The organism is Bosea sp. BIWAKO-01, from assembly GCF_001748145.1.
Lineage (GTDB): Bacteria > Pseudomonadota > Alphaproteobacteria > Rhizobiales > Beijerinckiaceae > Allobosea.
Genome location: NZ_BCQA01000001.1, coordinates 6820592 through 6832823, shown reverse-complemented (window position 1 = coordinate 6832823; position 12232 = coordinate 6820592). Strand labels below are relative to the sequence as shown.

Here is a 12232-nt window from a genome sequence, read left to right as displayed (position 1 = left end):
GCATCGACCGGGGTTTCTCTGAGACCTGGCCAGCCCCCGAGTTGGCACACGAACAGGCCGGGCACGCGAACGGATCTGGCGCGTGAACGGATTTGACCTGCCCTGAACGCCCATGTCCGGCTGCGGGCGCGATCGAGCCGGTTCCGCGAGCGACTGCTGCCATTCCTCGTCATCGCACGGTGGTTTCGGTGACAGGTGACCGGAGCGGGGATGGTGGCGCGGATGGCGAAGATCGATTTCAAGAAAGCCCTCAAGCCACTCTATGACCCGCCCGCCGGGGACTTCGCTTTGGTCGAGGTGCCGCCGATGCTGTTCGTGAAGGTGAACGGCGAGGGCGATCCCAACACCGCACCGGCTTACCGCTCGGCGCTCGAATGGCTCTACGGGGTCAGCTACACCGTGAAGTTCGCCGCAAAGGCTGCGCTCGGCAGGGATTATGTGGTGCCGCCGCTGGAAGGATTGTGGTGGGCCGACGATCCCCGGAGCTTCATCACCCGGCAAAAGAGCCAGTGGCACTGGACGATGATGATCATGGCGCCGGATTTCGTCTCACCTGACATGTTCGAGAAGGCTGTAGCCAAGACGGGCTTGAAGCTCGGCCAGCCCCCGCAAAGCCTGCGCCTCGAACCCTATGCCGAAGGGCTCTCGTTCCAGACCCTGCATGTCGGCAGCTATGATGAGGAGGGGCCGGTCCTGGCCCGGCTCCACGGCGAGGTGATGCCGGCCAGGGGGATGGTCTTCAACGGCCCCCACCACGAGATCTACCTGAGCGATCCGCGCAGGACGGAGGCGGCCAGGCTCAAGACGATTCTGCGCCAGCCGGTGAAGCTCCGGGCTTAGGTGAGGCGGTCGAAATGACCGACGGCGCGCCTTCGGCAGCGTCAGCGATGGACCTCCACAGGACATCGGGTGATGTCGATTGACCCCGGGGTCGGCATGACGCAGCTTGACGCTCAAGGCGCATCGATAAGTGCCATGAGGGGAACGATGCGGCAGGTTTCGGTCAAGATCGCGGCAGCTGCGTTTGGTATCCTTGTCGCGGCTGCAGGTCCCGCGACAGCGACCGAAGGTGGCGCCAGCCTTTATGTTCTTGGTTTTCACGGCGCGATGGCGGGTTTCCTTCCGCCGCCGGGCTTTTACTTTGAAACGGACCTCTACAGTTATTCCGGCCGCTTATCCGCGGGCGTGCGGACATCGCTTGGTGGCGCCGTGCTGGCCAACGTCAAGGCGGAAGCGCGGGCCGCTTTCCTGACGCCGACATGGGTGACGCCGCTGGAGATTCTCGGCGGCAATCTGGCCATCGGCGTTTCGCTGCCTTTGGGGGTGCCGCGTGTCAGCGCAGGCGCGGTCATTTCATCGTCACGGCTCGGGCGGGCCGTGGGTCTTAGCGAGCGGGACGCAACCTTCAATCTGGGCGACCCGATCGTATCGGCGGTTGTCGGCTGGCATGCGGGGAAGTTCCATTGGTCGACCGCGGCAGCGGTCAATATTCCGTCGGGAACCTATCAGGACGGCGAACTCTCGAACATGTCCTTCAACCGCTGGATCGGCGATCTGTCGGCTGCCTTGACCTATCTCGACCCGGAGCTGGGGTTGGACATCTCCACGGCCCTGGGTTTTGAAATCAACGGCAGGAACAACGCGACGGATTACAACAGCGGCAATGCGCTCCATGCCGATCTTGCGATCACCAAGAACCTGACCAAGGAACTGTCGATTGGCCTGCTGGCGGGGCACTACCATCAGATCACGGGCGACAGTGGCTCGGGCGATTCAGTGGGGCCATTCAAGGGACGCGTCACGGCGGTCGGCGGGTCCATCGGCTACAATTCAAAGTGGCCGGCACGCCCGTATCGACCCAATTGAAGGTCTTGCGGGAAGTCGCGGTCGAGAACCGCCCGCGTGGCACGATAGCCCTGTTCACCCTGGCCTTTCCCCTTGGCGGCCAGGCAGCGCCGGCCGCGAAACCGGTGAAGTAACGGTCTCGGGCGAGTGGCTCAGTTCTGAGGACGATAAGAACATCCGCTTCCGGCGGTTGGGTTCACACTCAATCTCGCGAGCCTACGCGCCATCATGCTCACGCAACCGGAGCGGGAGCCAAGATCGCTCGGCCAATCCGGAATGTCTGCTTCCGGACAAGGGGTCTTCGATCGCGGGCCTGCGAGAGCAGGTTCCGATCGGTCTGACGCGGCGGAATTCGAAAGCCTCCAGGCGAGGAGGGCTCAGGCCCGGGGCCGATGCAACCCCAGTCTTTCTGCCTCCACGACCAGATGCGTCCACTCCGTCTCGGTGGCGCGACGAGATTGCGTCATGAACCGATTTCCCTGATGGGTGGGTATGAGAACCCGGATCAAGATTTGCGGGATCGCGTCGGCTGACGAAGCCCGCCTGGCGATAGACGCCGGCGTCGACGCTCTCGGCTTCAATTCCGTGGGGCCGTCCAGCCCTCGCTATGTCGCGGACGCGACAGTCGCCGCGATCACGACGCTCACACCGCCTCCCGTCGCGACCTTCCTGCTGACCGTCGAGCGGACAGCCGATGCGATCGCCGCCCATGTGCGCCGGACGCGTCCGAGCACGGTGCAGATCCTCTGGGGCATCGATCCGGCCGAGTCCGCCCGTCTGGCCGAGATCGAACCGGATCTGCGTCGCGTCCAGGTCGTCCATGTCGAGAGCCGCGCAGCGCTGGAGCTGATCCCGGCCTACAGCCCCTATGTTCACGCCTTCCTGCTCGACTCAGGGAGCCCAAGCGCGGCGGCGCCGGAACTGGGCGGCACCGGGCGACCGCATGACTGGGCGATCAGCGCCGAATTCGTCGAGGCCAGCCCTCTGCCGGTGTTCCTCGCGGGCGGGCTTACCCCGGCAAATGTCGGCGCCGCCATCCGACAGGTCAGGCCGTTCGGCGTGGACCTGTCCTCAGGCGTTCGGACTGCAGGCCAGCTCGACCCGGCCAAGGTGGCGGATTTTGCGCTGGCGGTGCGGAAGGCGGATGACGCTCTGAACCCGACCTAGGGCTCGGCGCAAGTCGCCCCCGGCCAATCCAGTCAGGCCTGCATTCCACCAATAGGCGCATCTCGGTTCACTGGCGCCTTGCACACAAGCCAGGGAGCCTTGGTCGTGCACCCGCTCGGCCCGCGCCATTCACGGCGCCGGAATCAGGCCTGCTCGCCTTCAGAACCTGATGTCGATGCGCCCCTTGAGGGCGTGATCGCGGGTTCGCTCGCCGACGGCTGCGGAATAGGTGATCCCGACCGTGGTCGAGGCGGTGGCGCGCCAGTCGAGCCCGGCTTCGGCGACCAGCGCATTGCGATCGATGGCCGTCGCGTAGACCTGGGCCGGCGTCGTGCCGCCCACGAAAGCCGTTGCGGCCTGCGGTGTCAGCTCGCCAAAGCCGTAACGCCAGCCGATGAGGCCGCGGGCGAAGAGCGGCATCGTGCCGAGCTGCGCCTCGGCGCGCAGGCCAAGCGTCGTGAAGCCGAGGTTCTGCTCTCCGGAGAAGACGCGCAGCGCGGCTGCGCCGCCCTGTTCTAGGCCGGAGCCGGAGGAGACCCTGAGCAGGACGAGCTGGGCGAAGGGCTCGAGGGCGAAGCGCTCGAAGCGGAAGGCATGGCCAAGTTCGGTGAAGGCCTGAGCCACCTGGCTGTCGCGATCCGAGCGCAGCCTGTCGCCAAAGCCGCGGAGCTGCACCTGGCGGGTCAGGCTGGTTTCGCCGAATGAATAGCCGAGGCCGCCATCGAGCCGCCAGGCGCCGAGGCGCGCGCCGGCATAGAGTGCGGCATGGCCGCTTTCGAGCCGGCCCGACGACAGTCTGGCGTCGACGTCGAAGTTCGAGCGGGTGTAGCCGCCGGCGATGCCGAGCCTGAGCGAGCCCGCGGCCGTATCGTAGAGCTTGAGGTCGGCGCCGAGGATGGCGCCGCCGGTGCGCTGGGAGAGGCTCGCGGCATTGCCGTCACCATTGCTGTTCGCTTGCGCTCCGACCGCCTCGCCCCAGATGGTGAAGCGCTCCTCGAAGCGCGGCGCCGGCATCTGGACCGGGCTCTTGCGGCTCGGCAGGTCGGCCGTGAACTCCGCCGCGACGCTCTGGCCTGGCGCCACCAGCAGCGGCCCGCGCAGGCGCCCGAGGATCGCCTCGCGCAGCAGCCGGCTTTCGCCGATCGCGACCGCGACGCCCTGGGCATGAGCCTCGCCCGAGAGCTGGTCGAATCCGGCGCGCGCCTCATCGGCGGTGGCCGAGAGCAACGCATCATAGACGCGGTTTCCCGCTCCCAGCCCCTCCGCCGCGACCGCGATCCCGCTCTGGTTGCGCGTTCGGGCGATGAAGGTTCCGCCCCCGCCCGGCCCGAACGACGTGCCGTTGCGGCTCATCGTCAGAGTGACGTTCTGCGGGGCGTAAGCCAGCGAGGGCGTCAGGAAGGCGAGGTTCGAGGTGACGTCGGTGAACCGCCCGCTGACGCCGCCGCCCGCCGTCAGGATGGTGTAGGTCGTCGCGGCCGCGTAAGTGCCGTTCTCGGCCAGGACCTGGACGGTGCCGCCCGAGAGTGTCGCCAGGCCCGACGCATTGATCCGGTCGCCCTGTCCGGCTGCGTTGATCTCGACCTGATAGGTCGAGCCGGCGGCGAAGGCGACATTGCCGGCAATGGTCAGCGTGCCGATCGAGTTGCCCGGCGCGACCGTACCGCCGCTCATCACGGCAAGGCCACCGAGCGTGCCTGAGCCGGCGAGCGTGCCGCCGCTGTTCACCGTCGCCGCGCTCGCGATCGAGCCGTTGACGACGAGCGTGCCGGCATTGACCGACGTCGTGCCGCTATGGAGGCTGGCGCCCGAGAGCACGAGCGTGCCGGCGCCCGCCTTGGTCAGGGATTTGCCGTCCCAGCCGGTCGCGGCATTGGGCGCCCTGTCGGTCAGCGCCACGCCCATATCGAACCTGTCGGCGGGATTGCTCAGCGTGAACGTGCCATGCGCGAGAGAGTTGCCCGCGGTCCAGCTCAAGCCATAGCTCGCGAGATATTGCTTGCTGTCGGCCGACTTGCCGGTCGCCAGCGTCAGATAATCGACCGTTCCGTTGAAGCCGCCGATTGTGACCGTGCCGAAGTCGCCGTTGATGCCTGAACGGGTGTCGATCAGGACCTTGCCCAGGCCGCCCGCATCGCTGATGCCGCTGAGGTTGAAAGCGACGTTGCTGCCGAGCGTGACGCGTTCGGCCTGCAGCAGGGGACCGCCCGCGGAGGCCACGACCGACAGGGCCGTATTGTTGGCGAAGCCCACATCCAGAGCGACGGTCACTGCCGCCAGGCTCTGGATCGCCAGGCTGCCGCCGGTCACATTGATGCCGCCCGCGAGAGTGTAGGTTCCCGCTGCCGCGCCGGTCCCGAATTGCAGCGTGCCGCCCGATACCGTTGCGTTGCCGCCGGAGCCGAGGCCGGCCGTGTTCGCGACGACCAGCGTTCCGGCCTTGACCTGGGTCGTGCCGCTACGCGTCAGGGCTTTGTCCAGTGTCCAGGTGCCGCTGCCCTGCTTGACGAGCGCGCCGGTGCTGAAACTGGTCGTGCCGCTGACGGCCGCCGAATAGAGCTGGGCGCCCGTGCCATCCAGCGTCAGCGTCGAGGCAGCGTTGGTGCCGATGCCCAGATTGCCCGTGATGCTGGAGCCGGTGAATAGCGAGACGGTGTTGGTGCTCGCGGTGCGCAGCGCCACATTGCCTTTCAGCGCGCCGGAATTGCTGAGCGCGGTGTTTCCGCCGATCGCCTGCACCGATGCCGTGCCCTCGATGGTGGCGCCGGCGCCGTTGGTCACCGTGCCGCCATTGATCAGGCGCACGCCGGCCGAGGGGCCCTTGATGAGGCTGCCCGGCCCGGTGTTGGTGACCGTGCCCGCCGCGCCGCTGATGCCCACGCCCGCGGCAAGGGCGTCTGTGCCGTCGGCGATGATCGAGCTTGCCGTGTTGGTCACCGTGCCGCCATCGGCAAAGCTCACCCCGTAGAGCTTGCCCGTGATCGTGCCGCCGCCCTGGTTGGTGACGATGCCCAGGCCGGCGACGATCTCCACGCCATGTCCCTGGTTGTCCGCGGTCACGCTGATGTTGCCGCCGGCATTGGTCACCGTGCCCGCACCCCAGATGCGGACGCCGCCCAAGCCGCCGGCAATGCTGGCGCCGGTCCCGTTGGTCACCGTTCCATCGGTATTGATGAACACGCCGAGGCCATCAGTGCCCGTGGCGCGGATGGCGCTCCCGGCCCCGAGATTGCTCACGTCACCCCCCTTGTCGAGCAGCACGCCGTAGCCCGCGGCTGTGATGGTGCCGCCCCGGTTGGTCACCGAGCCGCCGTCGCCGAGTTGCGCGCCGGCGGAATCCCCCTCGATCCGCCCGGTGGCAGCGTTCTCCACCGTGGCGACGCCGGTCGTGGACAGGACGCCAACCTGTCCCGCAGCCGTTCGCGAAAGGGTGCCCGCATTGCTCAGCGTGCCCCCGTTAGTGAGGGTGATTTCGTTGCCGATGTTGACGCCGGCATTGATCGCCAGGGTGGCGCCAAGATCGGCGCTGTTGTCCACAGTGACGGTATCGCCGCCGAGCTGCGCGTCGGAGCTCACGACCAGAGTGCCATTCGTCACAAGGGTCTGGGCGTAGCTGCCGGCGCCCGGAAGCGTCAGGACCAATCCAGCCAGTGCGGTGGTGGACAAGAGCCGCCCGCGGCGCAAACCGCGCGCAGCGCTGGTCAACAAATTCGATGTCATCAGTCCGTCTCATGCATGCAAAACATCGCTGTCCGGCGCAGCGATCTCTGGCTATTGTTTAAGTTCGTGCGCCGTCGTCAGGCCGTTATTGCGTCGTGACATGAACGTTAATTCTGCCTGCCTCTGCGTTCGCGCCGGGCAGAACCTCTGCTTTTCGAGAAGGATCGACGTGTTCGTGTTGCCGGCAGAATGAAGGACGATGTCGCTCCTCCCAAATTCCGTCTCTCGCTGCTCGGACGATTCGAGCTGGCAACCCGCGATGGCATCGTCGGGCTGCCGAGCCGGAAACTCTCGGGGTTGTTGGCCTATCTGGCCTGCACGGCGCCTCAACCCCAGCCACGTGAAAAGCTGGCCCACCTGCTTTGGGGCTCGCATTTCGAGACCCAGGCCCGACAGAATCTGCGGCAGGCGATTTTTCGGCTGCGCCGGATTCTAAGCCAGGAAACGCTCGTCAGTACCGACGACGAGGTCTGGCTCGCGCCCGGCGCGATCGATTGCGATGCTGTTCGCTTCGAGGCGCTGATCACCGAGGGAGGGGCTGCGTCGCTCGCGGCGGCGGCCGATCTCCACCGGGGCTCGTTCCTGGCCGACCTGAATATCGAAGAAGACGCGTGGTTGAGTTGGCGCGCCTCGCTGCGGGGACGCCTCGAAGGCCTGGCGCTCGACGCGATGGTCAGCGCGAGCCAGGACGCGATGCGGGCGGGAAACGAGGAGGCTGCGCTCAAGGCGGCTCATCGGGCCATCCAGGTCAATGCCCTGCGCGAGGATGCGCATCGGGTCGCCCTCCAGGCGCTCGTCGCCATGGGACGCAAGGCCGAGGCGCTCAGGCATTATCAGGATCTGGCCGCGCTGCTGAGGCGCGAACTCGGTGCGGCGCCCGATGCGGTCACGCAAGCGCTGGCGGCGGAGCTGCGCAGCGCAACGCCACAGCCTGCGCCACGGGCGAGCGGCGAACGGCATCCCGCACCCTCCGGGACAGTCGAATCTCCCGTCGCGGCAAGGATCATGGCGGCGCTGGACGGCGAGGCCCCCATGAAGGCGCGTCGCCCGGATGCTCTCGAGCAACGCCAATTGACGATCCTGGTTTGTGATCTGCTCGGCGCGATCAGCCTCTCGGTGAGCCCCGATCCCGAAGACATCCACGATCTGATCGCCGCCTTCCACGCGACCGTCGCCGACGTCGCGGCACGATTTGGCGGCTTCGTCGCCCATTACCAGGGCCATGGCGTCGTCGTGTATTTCGGCTATCCAGCCGCCCATGAGCATGATGCCGAACGCGCCGTGCGCGCCGGCCTTGCTCTCCTTGCCGCCATCGGCAGCCTGGCTGCGCCGTTGGCCGGGGCGCTGCAGGCGAGCGTCGGCATTGCCACCGGGCTCGTCATCGTCGGGGAGAAGTCGACAGCGGACAGGAATCGGCAGCATGTCGCGACGGGCGAGGCCCCGGCCCTGGCGGCGCGTCTGCAGGGCAGCGCGGCGGGGGGCGAAGTCGTCATTGCCGCGAGCACGCAGCAGCTTGTGGGACGCCAGTTCGCCTGCCGGGCGCTCGCGGTCCGCAGCGGCTCGCAACAGCCGGAAGCCTGGCAGGTGCTGGGCGAGATCGCCGGGGTGAGCCGCTTCGATGCCCGGCGCGGCGCGGTTCTGAGCCCGCTCATCGGCCGCGAGGAGGAGGTCGCGCTGCTGCTCCGCCGCTGGGATCAGGCGGGTGCGGGGGAGGGGCGTGTCGTTCTGATCTCGGGCGAGCCTGGCATCGGCAAATCGCGCCTGGCCGAGAGCCTGCCTGGCCGGATTGGCACACGGCCCCACTCCCTCCTGCGCTATTCCTGTGCTCCGCATCTTGCGCAGAGCCCGCTGCATCCGTTCATTGCCCGCGTCCAGCAGGATGCCGGCTTCAGCCCCGGCGACAGCGCCGGCGCGAGGCTCGACAGGCTGGAGGCGTTGCTCGCGCCGACATCGCTCGATCTGCCGCGTGACGTGGCGCTCTTCGCCGAGCTGACCGGAGTGCCGCTGGAGGACCGCTACCCCCCGCTGGCGGCCAGTCCGCAGCAGAAGCGCGAGATGACGCTCGGTCTACTCCTCGACCAGATCGAGCGCGCCGCAGCCCGAAAACCGGTCCTGATCCTGTTCGAGGACGCGCACTGGATCGATCCGTCGTCGCTGGATCTGCTCGAGCGTCTGGTGACCCGCGCCGCCCAGCTGCCCCTGCTGCTGCTGGTCACCTGCCGGCCGGAGTTCCAGCCGGGCTGGCTCGACCAGCCACATGTCACCGCGCTGTCGCTCAGCCGCCTTGGCCCGGGCGACAGCACCGGCATCATGCGCGGCGTCGCCGGGGAGAGGGCGCTCCCCGATGCTGTCGTTGGCCAGATCCTGTCGCGGGCGGATGGCGTGCCGCTGTTCATCGAGGAACTGACACGCTCGCTCCTCGAAAGCGGGCTGTTGCGTCAGACCGGCGACGGCTGGGTCCTCGACGGACCCCTGCCGCCAGTGGCTATCCCGACGACGCTGCAGGCCGCGCTGGTGGCCCGGCTCGACCTGCTCGGCCCGGCAAAAGACGCAGCCATGATCGGCGCCGCGATCGGGCGGGAGTTCTCACACGAGCTGATCGCTGCGGTGTCGGGCCTTGCCGCCGCGGAGCTCGAGACGGCGCTCGCGCGGCTCGTGGAATCCGGCCTCGTCTCGCGCCGCGGTGCATCTTCAGGGCAAGGCTACGTCTTCAAGCACGCGCTCGTTCAGGACGCTGCCTATGCCACGATGCCGAGGAGCCGGCGACGCGACCTGCATGCGAAGATTGCCCGGACGCTGATCGATCAGTTCCAGGCCTGGGTCGAAGACCAGCCCGAGCTCGTCGCTCACCATTTCACGGAAGCCGGGCTCGGCGGCGAGGCGGTCGGCTACTGGCTCAAGGCAGCCCGGTTGGCGCAGGCGCGCTGGGCCAATCGCGAAGCCGCGGGGTTCTTCGAACAGGCCTTGCGTGTTCTGGCGACACTCCCCGAGACCCGGGAGACGCACGAGCAGGCCATCGATCTCCGGTTCGAATTGAAGGCGTCGCTTCTCCCGCTCGGACAATTCGACCGCATCATCGGCCATCTTCGCGAGGCGCAGAGCCTGGCCACACGCCTGGACGATCAACACAGGCTGGCGCGGTTCGCCTTCCATATGTGCCAGACCCTGGCGCTCGGCGGCGATCCGGCGGAAGCCGCGGGCTTCGGCCAGCAGGCGCTGGCGCTGGCGGATTCGCTTGGCGACGTTCCGCTCCAGATGGCGGCGACCCTGATCCTCGGAACGGCCTGCTTCTCGACGATGGCATTCCAGCAGGTCGAGCCGCTTTTCGTGCGAGCGCTGGAGTTGCTCGATCGTCAGCCCCGCTTCGAGCGATTTGGTCTCGCTGGATATCCAGCCGTGACTGTCCGCGCTTTCCTGGCCCGGATCCATGCCGAGCAGGGCAGGTTCGAGCAGGGCATCCTGCATGGCGAGGAGAGCATTCGCATCGCTCTGGCGGTCGATGACCCCCTCGGCCTGACGATCGCCTATTGGTGTCTCGCCGACCTCATGGTCATCCGCGGCGAGTTTGCCGAAGCCATAACGAGGCTGGAGCGCGCTTGCGTGGTGGCTCGCGAGTTCGATCTGCCCTTCATGGCTGCGGGCAGTACCGGCACGCTCGGCTACGCCTATGCCCTGCTGGGGCAGACCGAACGAGGCCTGCCTCTGCTGGAGCAGGCGTTGAGCGCTCTGGAAGCCATGGGGCATCGCTTTGGCCAGGCCCTGTTCCTGGTGCCGCTCGGGGACGCGCATTTGCTCGCCGGCCAGCATGCAGACGCTCTGAGATATGCCGGGCGGGCTCTGGCCACGACGCGGGAGAATGGGCAACGCCGTGGCGAGGCAGGAGCCCTCCATTTGCTTGGCGATGTTCTGGTCGGCACCGACGCCACCGACCATGCGGAAATTCACTACCGCGAGGCGCTTTCACTCGCGACGGAACTTGGATTGGGCTCGCTTGTCGCGCGCTGCCATCATGGCCTCGGAAACCTGCACCTGCGCGCAGGCCGGCCGGCCGAGGCGCGTGACCAGCTCGAGATCGCCACGACGATGTACCGCGAGATGGGCATGCGCTTCTGGCTGGATCAGGCGACTGAAGCGGCGGATCAGTTGCAATAGTGGGCGGCACCCGGGCCGCGCGATCTCGCCGATGGTGCGGCCGCGTGGTTCAGGCCGGCGCGATCGGGAGATGCGCTACTTGCGCGCCGACCTCGTAATAGGCCTCCCTGATGCCCCGGAAGGCCGGGATGGCGAGTTCGGATACCGGCAGCGGCATGCCGGCGAGATCGATCTCGCCAAGAATGAGCCGGGCAAGCTCGCGCCCGAAGACGGTGCCCGGCGCAATGCCCCGGCCGTTATAGCCGCTGAACCCGATGGCGTTCGGACCGTAGCTGTGCAGCCGTGGCAGATGATCCGGTGTCATGCCGATCTTGCCGTACCATTCCGTTTCGAGCTCGAATTCGCCGAGTTGCGGAAACAGCTTCCGGATATGCCGCTTCGCCCAGGCGCGATGAATGCTCAGGCCCGTCCCGCGCAGCGCGCCGACGCTGCCGACGATCAGGCGCCCCTCGGCATCGAGCCGGAACCCGCTCAGGATGGTCTTGGTGTCCCAGCCCGCGCCGCCATGCGGCAGGATGGTCTTGCGGATATTGTGGCCGAGCGGCGCCGTCGAGACGTGGAAATAGGGCAGATGCACCTGCTCTTCGCAGATACTGGCGGTCGCGCCTGTCGAATAGGCGTCGGTCGCCAGGATGAGCCAGTCGGCGCTGACGCTGCCGCCGGCGGTCCTGACCTGCCAGGCGGCCCCGCTGCGCTCGAAGCCGGTCACCGCGCTGCCGGTATGGATGGTCGCGCCTTCGGTGATCGCGGCGCCCGCCAGGCCGCGGGCATAGGCGAGCGGCTGGATCGTGCCGGCGCGCGGGTCGAACAGCGAGCCGGTATAGCCCGTGGCCCCGGTCCTTGCCTGCGTATCGCCGGCACTCAGCAGCTCGACCTTGGCGCCGAGCCTGCTCCACTGCGCCTGGCGGGCCTGGAGCTGCTTCAGGCCGCTTGCGCCGACGGCGCAATGATAGGTCCCGCGATGGTCGGCCTGGCATTCCATGCCATAGCGTTCCGTGAGTGCGAAGACCTCGCGCGGCGCTTCGCCGAGCAGGCCGATCAGGCGGTTGCCATGAACCGGGCCGAGCGTGGCGATCAGATCCTCGGGCATCACCCAGAGGCCGGCATTGACGAAGCCCGAGTTGCGGCCGGACGCGCCGAAGCCGATCTCGACCGCCTCCAGAACCACGACCTTTCTGCCGGCCTTCGCCAGGTGGAGCGCCGCCGACAGGCCGGTATAGCCGGCGCCGACAATGACGACCTCTGCGGACACATGCTCGCCCAGGACCGTGGTTGGCGGCGCGGGAGGGGCCGAGAGTTCCCAGAGCCCGTGCGAACGCTTGTCCTTCAGCATTGAATTGGCTCCGTT

General features: G+C 67.6%; 6 protein-coding genes. 4 read left to right on the top strand and 2 right to left on the bottom strand.

The window, feature by feature from the left end; translation table 11 throughout:
• The first annotated feature begins 222 nt into the window (after positions 1–222).
• The 3 genes from BIWAKO_RS31720 (at position 223) to BIWAKO_RS31710 (ending at position 3012) form a co-directional block, all read left to right on the top strand.
• Positions 223–840, top strand: a complete 618-nt coding sequence (locus tag BIWAKO_RS31720) for a GyrI-like domain-containing protein (RefSeq protein WP_069882993.1) — start codon at positions 223–225, stop codon at positions 838–840.
• Between the two features lie 72 nt (positions 841–912).
• Entirely contained in the window at positions 913–1866 is a 954-nt protein-coding gene (locus BIWAKO_RS31715) for a SphA family protein (protein WP_084652097.1), read from the top strand.
• Between the two features lie 471 nt (positions 1867–2337).
• Complete coding sequence (locus BIWAKO_RS31710) at positions 2338–3012, top strand: phosphoribosylanthranilate isomerase (RefSeq protein ID WP_074471647.1); 675 nt, start codon at positions 2338–2340, stop codon at positions 3010–3012.
• A gap of 159 nt (positions 3013–3171) precedes the next feature.
• On the opposite strand, the gene BIWAKO_RS31705 is transcribed toward BIWAKO_RS31710, so the two are convergent.
• Complete coding sequence (locus BIWAKO_RS31705) at positions 3172–6732, bottom strand: autotransporter domain-containing protein (RefSeq protein ID WP_069882023.1); 3561 nt, start codon at positions 6730–6732, stop codon at positions 3172–3174.
• 189 nt (positions 6733–6921) lie between these two features.
• On the opposite strand from BIWAKO_RS31705, the gene BIWAKO_RS31700 reads away from it, so the two are divergent.
• Positions 6922–10884: an AAA family ATPase gene (locus tag BIWAKO_RS31700; protein ID WP_069882022.1), complete on the top strand. Its 3963-nt coding sequence runs from the start codon at positions 6922–6924 to the stop codon at positions 10882–10884.
• A 49-nt stretch (positions 10885–10933) separates the two neighbouring features.
• Here the strand turns inward: BIWAKO_RS31700 and BIWAKO_RS31695 are convergent, their stop codons facing one another.
• Positions 10934–12217, bottom strand: a complete 1284-nt coding sequence (locus BIWAKO_RS31695; protein ID WP_069882021.1) for an NAD(P)/FAD-dependent oxidoreductase — start codon at positions 12215–12217, stop codon at positions 10934–10936.
• Positions 12218–12232 lie beyond the last annotated feature (15 nt).

Excerpts from the sequence above, each read along its gene's own strand:
- BIWAKO_RS31705 (WP_069882023.1), bottom strand. The coding sequence starts at position 6,732 with ATGACATCGAATTTGTTGACCAGCGCTGCGCGCGGTTTGCGCCGCGGG.
- BIWAKO_RS31715 (WP_084652097.1), top strand. The coding sequence starts at position 913 with ATGTCGATTGACCCCGGGGTCGGCATGACGCAGCTTGACGCTCAAGGC.
- BIWAKO_RS31695 (WP_069882021.1), bottom strand. The coding sequence starts at position 12,217 with ATGCTGAAGGACAAGCGTTCGCACGGGCTCTGGGAACTCTCGGCCCCT.
- BIWAKO_RS31710 (WP_074471647.1), top strand. The coding sequence starts at position 2,338 with ATGAGAACCCGGATCAAGATTTGCGGGATCGCGTCGGCTGACGAAGCC.
- BIWAKO_RS31700 (WP_069882022.1), top strand. The coding sequence starts at position 6,922 with ATGAAGGACGATGTCGCTCCTCCCAAATTCCGTCTCTCGCTGCTCGGA.
- BIWAKO_RS31720 (WP_069882993.1), top strand. The coding sequence starts at position 223 with ATGGCGAAGATCGATTTCAAGAAAGCCCTCAAGCCACTCTATGACCCG.